Raw genomic sequence first — 15,007 nt, forward strand, 5'->3', positions numbered from 1 at the left:
TGGTCACGCCGCGCTCCGCTCGCGCTTGGCCGCCGCCACGTTCCGGAGCAGCCGGTCGAGCTCGGCGCCGCGGCGCTCATAGGTATGCTCCTTCAGGATACGAGCGCGGCCGGCCTCGCCGATCTCCCGGGCACGCTCGGGAGTGAGCGTGCGGATGTGCTCGGCGACCTCGACGCCGTCGCGGGCGACGAGCACCTCCTCGTTCTCCTTCAGGAACATCTCAAGCCCGACCCAGGAATCCGTGATCAGGCAGGCGCCGGCACCGCAAGCCTCGAAAACGCGCGTTGCAGGCGAGTATCCGACGCTGGCCATGGAGTCGCGGGCGATGTTCAGGACGGCCATGGAGGAGGTGTTGAAGGCGTTGTGATCGCGCGTGTAGACGTGGCCGATATGGCGGACGTTGGCGGGCATGGCCTTCGTCTCCCAGCCGTTGCCGCCGATCAGGAACGAGCGCTCGGGCAGCCGTGCGGCGGCGTCCAGGAAGAAGGTGTCGACCCGCGCCTCCCGGTCCGGCAGCCGGTTGCCGAGGAAGGAGAGATCCGCCCGGAAGCGGTCATCCGGCGGCACCGGATGGTGCGTCTCGGGATCGAGAGCGTTGTAGATCGGCACGCAGAGCGGTGCACCGAAACCTTCATAGGCCGAGATCACGGGCGGGCCACCGCCATAGGTGATGACGAGGTCGAGCTCCGGGAGCACGCGGTGCATCGGATGGTCGTGGTGGGCGCGCAGCTCCGCGAGGGTCGCGGGGGCGTCCACGTCGCAGAACATGCGGATCGCGCCCGGGCGCGCGGCCTCCTGGAGGCCGAGCAGGAGGACGTCGTCATAGACCCCGACGCCGCTCGCCTTCACGACGACATCGGCAAGCGCCGCTTCCGCGATGACAGAGCGCACGCCTTCGTCCGTCGCCGGGTAGACCTTCACGGTGCACCAATCCGGCGGGTCGATGTCGCGGTGCTGCTGCCGGTCGAATGCATCCGGCTCGTAAAAGGTGATCTGGTGACCGCGTTTGGCGAGCTGCGAGAGCAGGCCGCGGTAATAGGTGGCTGCCCCGTTCCAATACGAGGAGAGGAGGCTCGAGCCGTAGAAGGCGATTCTCATGCGACGTGCTCCAGCGGGCGACTCTGCGTCACGCGGCTGAGGATGGCCAACAGCTCGTCGGCCCGGTGTGAACAGCTATGGCGGGCGCGGATCGTCTCGAGCCCGTGTCGGACGAGCGAAGCGCGCAGATCCGCGTCGTCGCGTACGGCCCTGAGATGCTGCTGCATCTCGGCCGGATCCTTCGCCATCAGGAAGTCGAGACCGACCCGGAACAGGTTCTCGTCGTCGCGCCAGGGCGCGGAAACGAGCGGGATGCCACAGGCGAGCGCCTCGAAGACTCGGATCGTCGGGATGCCCGGCAACTGCTGTACGTAGAGCCGTCGCGGCACATGCGCCGTGGCGAGGTGGCGCGCGAAGATGTCCGGCGCGCGGGCGTTCGGCAGCCAGCCGAGATAGCGCGCGCCGTGGCGGGCGAGGGTGGCGAGCGCCGTCTCCGGATAGCGGACGCCGTAGATGTCGAGCGGCAGCCCGAGCTCGGCGGCCGGGCGGAAGAGATACGCCTCCAACTCCTCGCTGCGTTCGTCGTCGCCCCAATTACCGATCCAGACGAGCCCGCTCCGCTCCCCTTCGGAAGCTGGCGGCCGGAACAGGCGCGTGTCGGCGGCCTCGTGCCAGGTGAAGACGCGCCCGCCCCAACCCCAGCCGCGATAGACCTCGCTCAGCGTCTCGCCAAAGGCGAGCACGCCGTCATAGCCGGAGAGATCGTAGGCACGCATCGACCCTGGATCGCTGACCGCGCGGTGATGCGTGTCGTGGAAGAGAAGCGTGTAGCGCCCGCCGCGGGCGCGGTGCGCGCCGAGGGCGGCCACGAGCGCGTGCTCGTTCCACTCGTGGACGATCACGACATCGGCGCCGTCGAGCGCTCGGTCAAGATCGAGGTCTGGGCCGTAGCTCTCCGAACTCAGCTCCGGGTAGCCGGCGCGAAAGGCCTCGAGCCCCGCCTCGCCATGGTCGCGGAGGAGATTGCCGAGGCTCCAGTTGCCGGTCGGCTCATAGATCCGGGTCTCGTGCCCGCGAGCGATCAGCTCGCGGAAGACGCCGCGCAGAAAATGCGCATTTCCGTGGTTCCAGCAGGAGAGGAGCGAGTGGGTGAAATAGACCAAGCGCATCAGGCGGCGGTCATCAGCTTGGTGCGCTTGCGCGCGAGGACGTCCCGATAGGCTTTCTCCACGCGGTCGACCATCGCGGTGACCGTGTAGCGGGCCGCACGCTCCTGCGCCGCGCGGCCGAGCCGGTTTCGCTCCTCAGGATCCGCGAGAAGGCGCTCCAGGACCCCGAGCGCGCTATCCTCCGCTCGGGGGGCGACGAACAGGGCGGCGCCGTCCCACAATTCGCGGAAGGTCGTTATGTCGGAGAGGACAAGCGGGCAGGCGGCTTGCGCGGCCTCGAGCACGGCAAGCCCGAACGGTTCATAGAGCGCCGGCGAAACGAAGACGGGGCGAGCCGCGAACAGCGCGTCGAGGGCCGCCGTCGGAACATGGCCGAGCGCCTTCGCGTGACGAATCGCGATAGCGGCGCCGTTCGGTCCAGCCGTCGGTCCGGCAGCCAGGACAGGAGAGGGGAGATGAGCGGCGACGCGGTCTAGGGTCGCGACGTTCTTGCCCTCGTCCCAGAGGCGGCCGGCTGTGAGTATGAAGGGCTCGGTTGCGCGATCGGCGGCCGCTGGCGCCGGCCGGGCGGCGCGACCGTTGTGAATGGCACGGGGCAGCTTGCTCAGCGAGTAGGCCTCCGCCGTGGTCCGGGCGAAGGCAGCGGTCGGCGCGAGGAGCATGTCTGCCGCCTTGTAGCCCGCGCGCACGAGGTCCGTTCGCCACGCGAAATCGTCGGGAAGGCGGCCGCCGCGCACCGCCGCCCACCAGGTGGCGACGCAGGAATGGCAGACGGCGATCACCGGGCAGGGAAAGCGGGCCTCGGCGGCGAGGGCCGGGCTGTTCAGATGAACGAGGTCGCACCCAAGTTCTGCCGCGAGGGCGGCTATCGCCCGGCCGGCATCCACGATCTGGGTGCGACTTTCGGCTGTCCAGTCCAGCGGAAGGCCGGTCTCGATCAACCTCACCCCTGCAACCGCTTCCGCGGCCGCCCGCTGCGCATCCGACACCGGAGGACCGAGCGCGGCGAGGATCGTCGTGACGCCACGCTCCCGCAGCCCCGAAGCGAGGTCGAGGGCGTAGGTCCATACGCCTCCGGCCGCGTCGGCAGTCATCAGTACTCTGAGCGGGTTCGCCATCAGGTCGAAGCGGCGCGGGCCGCCATCACGAGAGCGCGCCGACACGGACCACGCGCTTCGCCTGGGTCTCGGCCGGATCGCCGCGCTCGGCCCGGAGCCAAGCCACGAGGTTCGCTACGCCCTGTCGCCACGGCAACGGCGCCTTTAGGCCAAGCGCCGCCCGGATGGAGCGGGCGTCGGCCACGAAGTAGCGCTGGTCGCCGGGCCGCCAGTCGGAGTAATGCGCTTCCACCTTCCGGCCGGTCAGGTCAGAAAGGTGCCGGAGAAGGTGCCGCAGGCTGATCGCGTTCTGAGGCCCGCCTCCGAGGTTGAAGGCACGACCCGATATCGCGCGGATGTCGCGTAGCGCCGCCACATAGGCCTCGACCGCGTCTGAGACGTCGAGGATATCGCGAACCTGCGCGCCATCGCCGTAGATGGAGATCGGCTGGCCCTCGATGGCCCGGATGGCGAAATGCGCCACCCAACCCTGGTCTTCGGTCCCCATCTGCCGCTGGCCGTAGATGCAGCTCATGCGGATCACGGAGGTGGGCACGTCGAAGGACCGCGCATAATCCAGCACATACTGGTCGGCGGCTCCTTTTGAGCAGCCGTACGGCGTATGGAAGTCGAGCGGGCGGCTCTCGCCGATGCCCTGCATCCGCACCGCCGGGTCGACCGGCAAGTAGGCGTCGTCGGTGAGTGCGAGCCCGATATCGGCAAGGTCGCCGTAGACCTTGTTCGTGGAGGCGAAGATAAGCGGGGCGGGATCCGGCCGGGCGCGGAGTGCCTCGAGCAGCGAGAGGGTCGCCTTCACGTTGATGTCGAAATCCGAGACGGGGTCGACCAGGCTCGTGGTGACCGCGACCTGCGCCGCCATGTGGAAGACGGCCGAGGCGTCGCGCGCCGCGGCCGCAAGTTCGGCGCCGGATCGGACATCCGCGACGACTGCCGAGATGCGCCGCGGATGGCGCTCCGTCAGCCAGGCGAGATTGCGGTCCACCCCGGGCCGGGCCAGCGCGTCGTAGACGAGCACGTCGTGCCCGTCGCGGGCGAGCCGGTCGGCGAGGTTCGAGCCGATGAACCCGGCGCCCCCGGTCACCAGGATCGGCCGACGGCCGATAATGGCGGGTGCCGCGCCGTTCATGCCACGAGGCCCCGCGCTTCGAGTTCTCTGCGGGCTTCGCTGACGCGGTCCTGCGCCTGCTGTTGGGCCACCCATTCCGCCAACTCGCGCAGGCCTTCGGCAAAATCCTTGCGGGGTTCGTAGCCGAGCTCCGTCCGGGCCTTGGTGATGTCCGGGATGTTGTGCCGGATGTCGCCCGCGCGCGCCTTGCCCGCGATCTCGGGCGTGATGTCCGGCCGCCCCATCGCCGCGGCGAGGAGATCCGCCACCTCCTGCACCGTCCGGTCGACGCCGCTGCCGATGTTGTAGACCTGCCCTGCGGCCTGAGGCCGGTCCAGCGCCAGCAGGAAGGCCTGCGCCACGTCCTCGACATGGACGAAATCGCGCCGCTGCTTCCCGTCCTCGAAGATGATCGGTCGGTTCCCGTTCTGGATGCGCGACGCGAAGATCGCGAGCACGCCCGTATAGGGGTTCGAGAGCGCCTGGCCCGGCCCGTAGGCGTTCCAGAGCCGGAGCGCGACGCCTTCCATGCCGTAATAGGGTGCGAGCGTGAGCGTGAGGCGCTCCTGCACGTGCTTGGTGATCGCATAGACGGAGGCGAGCGTCGGCCGCTTCCATTCCGGCGTGGGCACCGGGATCATGGGCCGGCCCTGCCGGTCCGGCGGGTCCCATGGCGCTCCGCCATTCGGCTGCCGGATCGCATCCTCGACGAGCTCGCCATCGGTCGTGCGATAGAGCCCTTCGCCGTAGATGCTCATCGAGGAGGCCACCACGACGCGCTTCACCGGCTTTGCGATGAGTTCCTGGAACAGCACCGCGGTTCCGAGGTCGTTCACCGACACGTAGCGGTCGATCGCGTACATGCTCTGGCCGACGCCGACTTCGGCGGCGAGATGCACGACCTTGTCGACGCCCTTCAGCGCCGCACGGACGACGGTGTCCTCCCTGACATCGCCGACGATCAGCTCCGCGCGTGGATCGAGCCCGTCGGGCTCGGCCTTTCCGCCGTGAACCTGCTCGATGAGGCTGTCCAGGATGATGACGCGGTCGCCGCGGTCGAGCAGCGCGCGCGAGACGTAGCGGCCGATGAAACCCGCGCCGCCCGTGATGAGGATCGTCTCTGCCACCTTGCTTTTCTCAGCCCTTCGCCTTCGCCGATTTCGCGCCGCCCGAGGCCGCAGCAGCGCTCTTCGCGCCGCCTTTCGCCGTGCTCTTGGATGCGGTGCCTTTAGCCGCTTTAGCCTCGGTCTTCGTGCCGGATTTCACATCGGACTTGGCGCCAGACTTGGCGGCGCTTCCGCTCGACTTCGATGAACCCGATCTGGCTGCGGTTTTCCTCGCGGCCGGCTTCTCCTCGCCCGCCTTGGCGGATGCGGCCTTCGTGGTGGACTTCGCCGGAGCGGACTTCACGCTCGACTTCGCGGGAGCAGCCTTCTTCGCAGCACCGGCCTTGGCGCCGCTCCTCTTCGCGGCTCTGTCCTCTTCCGGGGAGCGTTCGACGAACTTGTTGAAACGGCTCTCCCTGCCGCCCGTCGTCTGGTCCTGGTGCAGGAAGGAGACATGAGACTGGTCGAAAACCTCGAAGAACTCCTCCCAGGAGATTTCCTCGAACTTGTCCTCCTTCGGGCCGAAATCGATGCGGAGCACACCGCCCGACTTGTTCTTCCCCCTGCCGCCGCCGGTACGGACGATCGAGGGGCGGCCGCCGCGCGCCTCGGCCCATTTCCTGATCTCGTCGTGATCCACGGTTTTCGATGAGGCGCTCATGGCGTCATCCTTTCGAGTTGCCGTCCTCCGCGGGACCTGCGGCGAGCGGACGGAACCGGCAAGGTTGGATAGGCCAGCTCAGGGCAGGAACAAAGCAGGTTCTTCACAGAGCAGAAAGACTCTATTCCTTCAGGCATTAATTCGCTGGACCTGGATTCGGTTCGTCCGGTGACAAGAGGAGGGCGTGCAGGACGCTCCCATATCGGTCGGCCGCGTCGCGGAGGCGGGCAGCATCGGTCGAATCCACGGCTGAGGACGTCGCCTCGCGATAGTAGCCGAGCTGGAAGGCGGGATAGCAAAGTGCGGCGTATCGTATCTGTGCGCGATCAACTGCGAAGCCGGAGACTCGTTCGACCGCCTCGATCAAATCGCGTTGTTCTCCTGGCGATAAAGTAAACTCGACGGAAGCTCCGGCGATGTCCCAGGTGATGTCCTGGCAGCCGACGAGATCGTGCGCGGCATGGTGGTCGACGGCATCCGTCTTGAGGATTCGTCCGTCGGGCAGGAGCAGCCACTCCCAGGCTTGCAGGCGGTTGTCGGTCACGACCCGGCGTGCGCCGTCCCCCAGCCGCGGCAGGAGAGGACGCCAGTTCTCGAGGCTGCGGGCCGGCTCAGCGCCGAACTCCTCCTCGGTGTTGAAGCGGAGCATCTCGAACAGGTCTTCGCTGGATGCGCCCCAATCGCGGCCGGCCGGAAAGTTCTTCGCGCGGAAGCCCAGATACTCGCCGAGAAGGGTGACAAGGCGGGGACGGTAGGGGCCGAAGGGATCGAGCGGCCGAGCGTCTCCATGCCAGCGTTCGACGATGAAGCCGTGCCGAAACCCGAGTGGCCGAGGCACGAGGCCCGTCTCGGCGAGCGCTTTGGCACGTTCGTATTTGTCCAGGCCGATCCTGCCGAGACCAGCGAATTTCATGAGCCATTTTCCTGACGCCGTCTCGACCAGGAATTTGCGGCGCTCCTGCCAGGGATGAACCGGCGGCCAGTCTCTCGCCTCGGTGAATCGAAGACTGAGCCAGCCGCCGCCCGAGATTTCCCGGATCGGCGCGACGGGCTCGCCGACGAGATCCGCAACCCAGTGGTCGAGCCGGTGCCGCGCGTCTTCCGTCGAAAGCGCGAGCTCGTCGAAGGAGCGGAAGCGGATCTGCGCGCTGCGCCAGAAGCTCTTCGCCCGCTCGCCCGCCTGTGGGCCCGGCCCGTTCATATGGCTCGGAAAGACGTGGACGCGCCGTGGTTCGGCGCCGTCGCGCATCGCCGCCTCGGCGGTGGCACCGATGGAGGAGCCGGAGAGACCGGGGCCCTCGTCGACGATCGCCAGCTCCGCATCCGGCGAGAGGCCGAGCGTCCCATCCGCCAGCGCGAGTTCGCGGCCGAATGGATGGCCGACCGGCCTGACCGTGACGGGGCAGGGCGCATCCGCGGCGGCGGCCACCATCGCCGCGAGCGTGGTGCCGATCGAGCGGATGCCGATGACGGTGAGATTGCGCCCCGCGAGAGGAAGCGCCGCCTCGAAATAGCTCTCCGGGTAGAGCGCGTAATGCGCAAATCCCTCGGGCAGCTTGATCGTGATCTCACCCGACGCCGCGACGGCCTCGAGCCTCGCGAGCGCGTCGAGCGCAGGTGCCGTTGCGATCTCCGTGTCCCGCCAGGAATCCCGCCACGACGCACCGACGAGCCGGGCGAGGGCGAGCGTGACCGCCATTGCGGCATCCGCCTCGGGGGAAGGCGCGTCGCGTCTGCCGCGCGCCTGGAAGGCGCGATCCGCGATCCCCTGCGCCAGCTCGCCGGCCTCGATCAGCGCAGCGACGAGGAGCCCATGCGCGACAATCCAGAGCTGCCGGAGACCTGCCTCATCCAGATAACGGCGGATCCGATCGACCTTAGCCGCGATCGTCTCACGCCGGACGGCGTCGCCGTAGACGAGCATGAGGGTCTGTATTCAATCGGCTTGACGGAGTGACCGTCGGAGTTGTGCGGGGAGGCGGATTTCAGATCGTCTGGTCGCGGTCATTCGACGACCTGCCAGGCTCCGATCGGGCGCACCGTCGCGCAGGCTGGGCCGCCGTCCTCTGCCCTCCCGGGGAGCTCGGCCGCAAGAACGCCGCCGGCCAGAGCCTCCTCCAGCAGCTCAGCGGAGAGTCCGTGGATGTCGATCTTGGCCCGCCGGCTCCAGGCTGACGGACGTTGCCCGGCCTGCCCGCCGATCGCGATGTAGACGAAGCGCCTAGTCGCCCCTTCACTACGGACGAAGTCCCCATAGAATCTCGGCCCCGGCGCTATCCGCACCGGCACGTCGAATGAGATCGGCCCGTCGCCGGCGGTGACCTGTCCCACCGGCTCGCTCCTCTTGTTCTGAAGGCTATAGGCGACGCCGGGGAGTGGATCCCGGATCCTGAGCCTCAGGGTGACGACCTGACCTGCCGCCATTCCGGGTCCCCCATGTCGCAAACGCCAGCCTTCCAGTACCCGGAGTGGGCGAGGGACAGCAACGGTCGGAACCGGGCCGAGGGTGGCGAAACCGCCCAAGCTCAGGCCCTAAGTGACCGGCTGGAGGTGGCGGTATGCGATCGCCTTGAAGGCGTCGAAGGAGGGAATCTCCCAGTTGCTCCGGTTCGCGTGGGCGAACCGGGCGAGCCATTCCGTCCAGGCATGGTACTGAGCCGGCGAGGGCGAAATGAGCGCACGGCGGGATTTCGAAAGCTCCAGCGCCTCCAGCGGGTCGAAGCCGCGCTCGACCAGCACGCAGAGAGCAAGCGTCGCCGAGCGGCCGATCCCGTGCTCGCAATGGATGAGGACCCGCTCTCCCCGGTCGAGGTAAGGTCTCACGAACGCAACTCCGTCCTCGAGCATCGGCTGGCTCACCGCCTGATGGTCGTCGGTGGGCAGGTGGAGAAGGGCCACCCCGTGCCGATGCAGCACGGCCTCGTCGTCGCGATCCTCGCTGCGGAGATCGACGATCGCCCGGATCGCGTATTCACGCGCGAGCGCCTCGGCCCGCTCGGACGGGAACCGGCCGCCCACCGCCAGGTGATCGGTGATCCAGGAGAAGTTCGGCCGCCACGGGGCGGGTTGCTGGTCGGCGCGCGGCACGTCGTCCCGCTCAGCAGGTCTGGTCAGGTGGGTCAAGCGTCCCTATATAGGCGTACGTCCCGCCGGATCGCCGAGCCCGCATGGCGCTCGCCCCGGCTGGAACTCGCCACAGGTTGACATCGTGCGGCAGCGTGGATAACGCAGCCCCGTCAATCGAGCTTTTCGAGAGTCGCGCGGCGCCTCCGCAAGTAGGTGTCGGCGCGCTCTTTTTGGTGATTGAGCGGACGCCGGCGGCGTCAGGAATGATCGAGCGCCGGCGAGGCCGGCGCGAGGAGAGGCGGACGTGGCCCGTATCGCAGGCGTCAATATTCCAACGAACAAGCGCGTCGTGATCGCGCTTCAGTACATCCACGGCATCGGCCCCAGGAAGGCGCAGGAGATAGTCGAGAAGGTCTCGATCGAGCCCGAGCGCCGGGTCAACCAGCTGACGGATGCCGAGGTGCTGCAGATCCGCGAGACGATCGACCGCGACTATCTGGTCGAAGGCGACTTGCGCCGCGAAGTGTCCATGAACATCAAGCGGCTGATGGATCTCGGCTGCTACCGTGGCCTGCGCCATCGCCGCAACCTGCCGGTCCGCGGCCAGCGCACCCACACCAACGCCCGCACCCGCAAGGGCAAGGCGAAGCCGATCGCCGGCAAGAAGAAGTGAGCTGACGCCGCGGTCGCGGCGGCAGCTCATCCTCGGGCGCAGCGAAGCGAAGCCCGAGGATCTCGAGACAAGTTTGCGCCTCTTTCGGCTCGAGATGGCCGGGTCAAGCCCGGCTATGACAGCGGGGAGAGGAGAGATCACCTCCACATCCCGAGCGCCTGGGAGTACGGGCGCGCCTGAAGGATCTTTCGATGGCCAAAGAAGCAACCCGCGTCCGCCGCCGCGAGCGCAAGAACATCGTCTCCGGCGTCGCCCACGTGCACGCCTCGTTCAACAATACGCTCATCACCATCACGGACGCGCAGGGCAACACCATCTCCTGGTCGTCGGCCGGCTCGATGGGCTTCAAGGGCTCGCGCAAGTCGACCCCCTATGCGGCACAGGTCGCGGCCGAGGACGCCGCCCGCAAGGCCGCCGAGCACGGGATGCGGACGCTGGAGGTCGAAGTCTCCGGCCCTGGTTCCGGCCGTGAATCGGCGCTTCGCGCGCTGCAGGCCGCGGGCTTCACCGTCACCTCGATCCGGGACGTGACGCCGATCCCGCATAACGGATGCCGCCCGCGCAAGCGCCGCCGCGTCTGATTTCCGGGGCTTTGGCCCCACCTATTGCTGATGACTTTGGCGGGGCCGGCATTTTGCCGTCGCCCCGCGTCCGCCGTCCGAGGGGAAGAGCCGTGATACAGAAGAACTGGAAAGAGCTGACGAGGCCGGACAAGCTGCAGGTCGCGCAGGGCGACGATCCGCGCCGCGTCGCCACCATCGTCGCGAGCCCGCTGGAGCGCGGCTTCGGCACGACGCTCGGCAACGCGCTGCGGCGCGTCCTGCTCTCCTCGCTCCAGGGCGCGGCGGTCACCTCCGTCCATATCGACGGCGTGCTGCACGAGTTCTCGTCCATCCCCGGCGTCCGCGAGGACGTGACGGACATCGTCCTCAACATCAAGACGATCGCGATCCGCATGCAGGGCGAGGGGCCGAAGCGCCTGACGCTGCGCAAGACGGGTCCGGGCGTCGTGACGGCCGGCGACATCGCGACGACAGGCGACATCCAGATCCTCAACCCCGAACTCGTGCTCTGCACGCTCGACGAGGGCGCCGAGATCCGGATGGAGTTCACGGTGACCACGGGCAAGGGCTACGTGCCGGCCGAGCGCAACCGCCCGGAGGATGCGCCGATCGGCCTCATCCCGGTCGACAGCCTGTTCAGCCCGGTGAAGAAGGTCTCCTACCGCGTCGAGAACACCCGCGAGGGCCAGGATCTCGACAAGGACAAGCTCACCATGACGGTCGAGACGAATGGTGCGGTGAGCCCCGAGGATGCGGTCGCCTACGCGGCGCGCATCCTGCAGGACCAGCTCGCGGTGTTCGTGAACTTCGAGGAGCCGCGCCGCGAGGAGGCGCAGGCGCTCGCGCCGCAGCTGCCGTTCAATCCCGCCCTCCTCAAGAAGGTGGACGAGCTCGAGCTCTCGGTCCGTTCGGCCAACTGCCTGAAGAACGACAACATCGTCTATATCGGCGACCTGATCCAGAAGTCGGAGGGCGAGATGCTGCGCACCCCGAATTTCGGCCGCAAGTCGCTGAACGAGATCAAGGAAGTCCTCGCCGGCATGGGCCTGCATCTCGGCATGGAAGTGCCGGGCTGGCCGCCGGAGAACATCGAGGACCTCGCCAAGAGGTTCGAGGAGCATTACTGACGAGGAGCGCGTTCGCGCGCTCCTCGTCATCCTCGGGCTTGATCCGAGGATCTCGCGCCACAGGAGGCGCGGGTTTTGGGATGGCCGGGTCAAGCCCGGCCATGACACCCACCTCCGCAAGATCAGAAGGAACGGCCGGCCCTTGGCACGGCGGCCGTGAAGGATAGGAGAGCCACATGCGTCACGGGTTTCGCGGTCGCCGGTTCAACCGCACGGCCGAGCATCGCAAGGCTATGTTCGCCAACATGTCGGCGGCCTTGATCAAACACGAGCAGATCGTCACCACGCTGCCGAAGGCGAAGGACCTGCGTCCCGTCGTCGAGAAGCTGGTCACCCTCGGCAAGCGCGGCGGCCTCCATGCCCGCCGGCAGGCCATCGCGCAGCTGCGCGACGAGGCGATGGTCAGGAAGCTCTTCGACGTGCTCGGGCCGCGCTACCAGGCCCGTCCGGGCGGCTATACCCGGGTGCTGAAGGCGGGCTTTCGCCAGGGCGACAATGCCCCGATGGCGGTGATCGAGTTCGTCGACCGCGACGTCGATGCGCGGGGCCAGGATTCCGGCCCGACCCAGAAGACGGAGATCGTCGAGAGCGAGTGAGCTCCGGCACTTCTCTTCGAGATCCAGGCGGCTTCCGGGCCGCCTTTTTCGTTCGTCGGCTCCGGCGACGGATCGGCAATGAAGGCATGAGAAGATCGGCTCTGGTCCGAGAGCCATGCACATCGCCGTCATAGCCGATTTCGCCGAAGCGTCCGGGGGCGCCCAGTCTGTCGCCATCCAATCGGCACTCGCGCTCGCAGCCGAAGGGCTTCGGGTCACCTACATTCACGGCATCGAAGGGCCGGCCGATCCACGCCTCGCAAGCGCGGGGATCGCGGTCGTAAGCCTCGGCCAGGCCGATATCTGGGACAGGTCCGCGCTCGGTGGGCTCGGCGCCGGCCTCTGGAACCGGCCGGCAGCCGCGCGGCTCGCGGCTGTCCTCGACGGGCTTCCCCCCGGGCGCACCGTCCTGCATCTCCATCAATGGACGCGCTCGCTGTCGCCGGCGGCGTTCCCGGTCCTGCTCCGATCGGGGCACCCTCTCGTCCTCACGCTGCACGATTACTTCGTCGCGTGTCCGAACGGGGTCTATTACCGTTTCGAGCGTGACGAGCCGTGCTCGCTGCGGCCGCTTTCGGCCGCCTGCGTCGCCGCGCCCTGCGATCCCCGCTCGGTGGCGCACAAGGGCGTGCGCGTGCTGCGGGCTGTCCTGACCCGCGCTGCCTTGCATGGGCATAGGCTCGACGTCGTCCACGTCTCAGATCGCGCCCGCGACACGGTGGCGCCGTTCCTCCCCTCACATGTCCGCCAGCATCGGATCGACAACCCTGTCGAGGTCGAGCAAGACGTTCCTGCCGAGATCGGCGCCGCTTCGAAGCTCGCCTTCATCGGCCGCCTGACCCGGGAGAAAGGGGCCGACCTCGTCGCCTCGGCGGCCCGAAGGGCCGGGATGCCGGCCATGTTCGTCGGCGAGGGGCCGGCTGCGGATGCGATCAGAGCTGCGAACCCAGCCGCCGAGATGCTGGGGTGGCGGAGCCGTGCCGAGCTCGACCGGCTCATGCGCGAAGAGGTGAGGGCGGTCGTGGCGCCGTCCCGCTGGTACGAGACGGGTCCGCTAACGGTTTACGAGGCGCTTGCGGCCGGGGTGCCGGCCATCGCGTCGGATCGGACTGGAGCCGCCGAGAAGGTCGTCTCGGGCGAGACAGGGCTCGTGGTCGAGCCGCAACTCGAGGCGCTGTCCTCCGCCTTCCGGCGCCTCGCGGATACGGCCCTCGTCCGCCGGATGGGCCGAGCCGCCCATGAGCGCTACTGGCAGGCGCCGCTCAGCCCTGAGCGCCACGCAGCGGCCCTGATCCGCCTCTATGCGGGGTTGCTGGCGGATCGGCCCCGATTGCCCGCTTTCTAGCCCTTGTCGGGCGGCCTATAGCGGCCCGACCTCGATCGGAATCCGTGCTCCATGCGACGCGCTGCCTTCGTACTAGCGGCCATCCTCGCTCCGCTCGCCGGCGCAGAGGCCCAGACCCGGATGGCTCCGGCGAGCCAGGCGCAGGTGCAGCTCTCCTTCGCGCCCGTCGTGAAGGTGGCGGCGCCCGCCGTTGTGAACGTCTACGGCGCGCGCGTGGAGCGGACGCGGCGCAGCGCCGCGATGGATGAGTTCTTCCGGCGCTTTTTCGGCGACCTGCCGTCGACGCCTGCCGAGCGTGTGCAGCGCTCGTTGGGCTCCGGGGTGATCGTGGATGCCTCCGGACTGGTGGTCACGAACCATCATGTCATCGCCGAGATGACGGAGGTGAAGGTCGCGCTGCCCGACAACCGGGAGATCGAGGCCGAGATCGTCCTGCGCGACCCCCGCACCGATCTCGCCGTACTGAAGCTGAAGCCGACCCCGGGGCTCAAGGCGCTGGAATTCGGGGACGACGACGCGCTCGAGGTCGGCGACATCGTCCTGGCGATCGGTAATCCCTTCGGCGTCGGGCGCACGGTCACCCAGGGCATCGTGTCAGGGCTCGCACGCACCAACGTGGGCGTCTCCGACTACGGCTACTTCATCCAGACGGACGCCGCGATCAATCCCGGGAATTCCGGCGGAGCGCTGGTCGACATGCAGGGCCGCCTTGTCGGCATCAACTCGGCCATCTTCTCGAAGTCCGGCGGCAGCGTCGGGATCGGCTTCGCCATCCCGGCCAGCATGGTGAAGGTGGTGGTCGATTCCGCCCGGGCCGGCTCGAGGACGGTGCGCCGCCCCTATCTCGGCGCGTCCCTCCAGGCCGTGAACCAGGAGCTGGCGGACGGGCTCGGGCTCGAGCGCCCGACGGGCGCCCTCGTCGCTTCCGTCCACGAGAAAAGCCCGGCGGAGGCCGCGGGACTCAGGCGCGGTGACGTGATCCTCGAGGTCGACGGACGTCAGGTGGACGATCCCGACGGATTCGGCTGGCGCTTCGCCCTGAAGGGCATCTCGGGCGAGGTGCCTGTCACGGTGAACCGCGGCGGCCTGCGTCGCACTCTGTCCGTCCGGCTTCAGCCCGCGCCCGAGATCCCGCCGCGGGACCAGCTCACGCTGAGGGGCCGCTCGCCCTTCTCGGGCGCGACCGTTCTCAACGCCTCGCCTGCCGTCGCCGAGGAGATGCAACTCGATCTTCAGGATGGCGTCGTGATCGCGGATGTCGAGGACGGAAGCCTCGCCTCGCGCATCGGGCTGCAGAAGGGGGATGTCCTCCTCAGCCTCAACGGCGAGAAGATCGCGTCCACGCGCGAGCTGGACCGGATGGCCCGCGCCGGCGCGCAGGTCTGGCGGATCACGATCAGCCGGGGTGGGCAGGTGATGACGACGGTCGTCGGCGGCTGA

At 68.3% G+C, this 15,007-nt stretch carries 14 protein-coding genes and 1 pseudogene; 6 read left to right on the plus strand and 9 right to left on the minus strand.

Annotated elements, in window-relative coordinates:
* Window positions 1–3 precede the first annotated feature (3 nt).
* The 9 genes and pseudogenes from HJG44_RS05470 to HJG44_RS05510 all read right to left on the minus strand — a co-directional run bounded on the left by HJG44_RS05470 (window position 4) and on the right by HJG44_RS05510 (window position 9,320).
* Window positions 4–1,098 carry a CgeB family protein gene (locus HJG44_RS05470; RefSeq protein ID WP_171217380.1) on the minus strand — a complete coding sequence of 365 codons (1,095 nt, stop codon included), beginning with the start codon at window positions 1,096–1,098 and terminating at the stop codon, window positions 4–6.
* Window positions 1,095–2,207, minus strand: a complete 1,113-nt coding sequence (locus HJG44_RS05475; protein WP_171217381.1) for a CgeB family protein — start codon at window positions 2,205–2,207, stop codon at window positions 1,095–1,097. Before HJG44_RS05475 ends, HJG44_RS05470 begins: the two co-directional genes overlap by 4 nt.
* The gene (locus HJG44_RS05480) at window positions 2,207–3,301 is read right to left on the minus strand and encodes a glycosyltransferase family 4 protein (protein WP_246736085.1); all 1,095 of its coding nucleotides are present in this window, start codon (window positions 3,299–3,301) and stop codon (window positions 2,207–2,209) included. Before HJG44_RS05480 ends, HJG44_RS05475 begins: the two co-directional genes overlap by 1 nt.
* 49 nt (window positions 3,302–3,350) lie before the next feature.
* Window positions 3,351–4,451, minus strand: coding sequence for an NAD-dependent epimerase/dehydratase family protein (locus tag HJG44_RS05485; RefSeq protein WP_171217382.1), 1,101 nt, complete (start codon window positions 4,449–4,451; stop codon window positions 3,351–3,353).
* Window positions 4,448–5,557 carry an SDR family NAD(P)-dependent oxidoreductase gene (locus HJG44_RS05490; RefSeq protein ID WP_171217383.1) on the minus strand — a complete coding sequence of 370 codons (1,110 nt, stop codon included), beginning with the start codon at window positions 5,555–5,557 and terminating at the stop codon, window positions 4,448–4,450. The genes HJG44_RS05485 and HJG44_RS05490 overlap by 4 nt, the downstream gene beginning before the upstream one ends.
* Before the next feature lie 361 nt (window positions 5,558–5,918).
* A pseudogene (locus tag HJG44_RS05495) lies at window positions 5,919–6,197 on the minus strand (hypothetical protein); the annotation flags it as partial.
* A 136-nt stretch (window positions 6,198–6,333) separates the two neighbouring features.
* A complete protein-coding gene (locus HJG44_RS05500; RefSeq protein ID WP_171217384.1) occupies window positions 6,334–8,121 on the minus strand; it encodes a hypothetical protein in 1,788 nt (595 codons plus the stop codon).
* 80 nt (window positions 8,122–8,201) lie between these two features.
* Entirely contained in the window at window positions 8,202–8,621 is a 420-nt protein-coding gene (locus HJG44_RS05505; RefSeq protein WP_171217385.1) for a DUF5990 family protein, read from the minus strand.
* Between the two features lie 108 nt (window positions 8,622–8,729).
* Window positions 8,730–9,320: a protein-tyrosine phosphatase family protein gene (locus HJG44_RS05510; protein WP_210260967.1), complete on the minus strand. Its 591-nt coding sequence runs from the start codon at window positions 9,318–9,320 to the stop codon at window positions 8,730–8,732.
* 247 nt (window positions 9,321–9,567) lie between these two features.
* Here HJG44_RS05510 and rpsM point away from each other — a divergent pair, with 247 nt between their 5' ends.
* The 6 genes from rpsM (at window position 9,568) to HJG44_RS05540 (ending at window position 15,007) form a co-directional block, all read left to right on the plus strand.
* Entirely contained in the window at window positions 9,568–9,936 is a 369-nt protein-coding gene (rpsM, locus tag HJG44_RS05515) for a 30S ribosomal protein S13 (protein WP_171217387.1), read from the plus strand.
* A 191-nt stretch (window positions 9,937–10,127) separates the two neighbouring features.
* On the plus strand, window positions 10,128–10,517 hold the full coding sequence (gene rpsK / locus HJG44_RS05520) for a 30S ribosomal protein S11 (protein WP_171217388.1): 390 nt from the start codon (window positions 10,128–10,130) through the stop codon (window positions 10,515–10,517).
* Between the two features lie 92 nt (window positions 10,518–10,609).
* The gene (locus tag HJG44_RS05525) at window positions 10,610–11,626 is read left to right on the plus strand and encodes a DNA-directed RNA polymerase subunit alpha (RefSeq protein ID WP_346767100.1); all 1,017 of its coding nucleotides are present in this window, start codon (window positions 10,610–10,612) and stop codon (window positions 11,624–11,626) included.
* 176 nt (window positions 11,627–11,802) lie between these two features.
* Window positions 11,803–12,222: a 50S ribosomal protein L17 gene (gene rplQ / locus HJG44_RS05530; protein WP_171217390.1), complete on the plus strand. Its 420-nt coding sequence runs from the start codon at window positions 11,803–11,805 to the stop codon at window positions 12,220–12,222.
* 115 nt (window positions 12,223–12,337) lie between these two features.
* Complete coding sequence (locus tag HJG44_RS05535; protein ID WP_171217391.1) at window positions 12,338–13,567, plus strand: glycosyltransferase; 1,230 nt, start codon at window positions 12,338–12,340, stop codon at window positions 13,565–13,567.
* A 51-nt stretch (window positions 13,568–13,618) separates the two neighbouring features.
* Window positions 13,619–15,007: a Do family serine endopeptidase gene (locus HJG44_RS05540; protein ID WP_171217392.1), complete on the plus strand. Its 1,389-nt coding sequence runs from the start codon at window positions 13,619–13,621 to the stop codon at window positions 15,005–15,007.

The sequence above is a fragment of the Enterovirga aerilata genome (assembly GCF_013044135.1).
GTDB classification, from domain to species: Bacteria; Pseudomonadota; Alphaproteobacteria; order Rhizobiales; family Beijerinckiaceae; genus Enterovirga; species Enterovirga aerilata.

Excerpts from the sequence above, each read along its gene's own strand:
- HJG44_RS05470 (WP_171217380.1), bottom strand. The coding sequence starts at position 1,098 with ATGAGAATCGCCTTCTACGGCTCGAGCCTCCTCTCCTCGTATTGGAAC.
- HJG44_RS05475 (WP_171217381.1), bottom strand. The coding sequence starts at position 2,207 with ATGCGCTTGGTCTATTTCACCCACTCGCTCCTCTCCTGCTGGAACCAC.
- HJG44_RS05480 (WP_246736085.1), bottom strand. The coding sequence starts at position 3,301 with ATGACTGCCGACGCGGCCGGAGGCGTATGGACCTACGCCCTCGACCTC.
- HJG44_RS05485 (WP_171217382.1), bottom strand. The coding sequence starts at position 4,451 with ATGAACGGCGCGGCACCCGCCATTATCGGCCGTCGGCCGATCCTGGTG.
- HJG44_RS05500 (WP_171217384.1), bottom strand. The coding sequence starts at position 8,121 with ATGCTCGTCTACGGCGACGCCGTCCGGCGTGAGACGATCGCGGCTAAG.
- HJG44_RS05505 (WP_171217385.1), bottom strand. The coding sequence starts at position 8,621 with ATGGCGGCAGGTCAGGTCGTCACCCTGAGGCTCAGGATCCGGGATCCA.
- rpsK (WP_171217388.1), top strand. The coding sequence starts at position 10,128 with ATGGCCAAAGAAGCAACCCGCGTCCGCCGCCGCGAGCGCAAGAACATC.
- rplQ (WP_171217390.1), top strand. The coding sequence starts at position 11,803 with ATGCGTCACGGGTTTCGCGGTCGCCGGTTCAACCGCACGGCCGAGCAT.
- HJG44_RS05535 (WP_171217391.1), top strand. The coding sequence starts at position 12,338 with ATGCACATCGCCGTCATAGCCGATTTCGCCGAAGCGTCCGGGGGCGCC.
- HJG44_RS05540 (WP_171217392.1), top strand. The coding sequence starts at position 13,619 with ATGCGACGCGCTGCCTTCGTACTAGCGGCCATCCTCGCTCCGCTCGCC.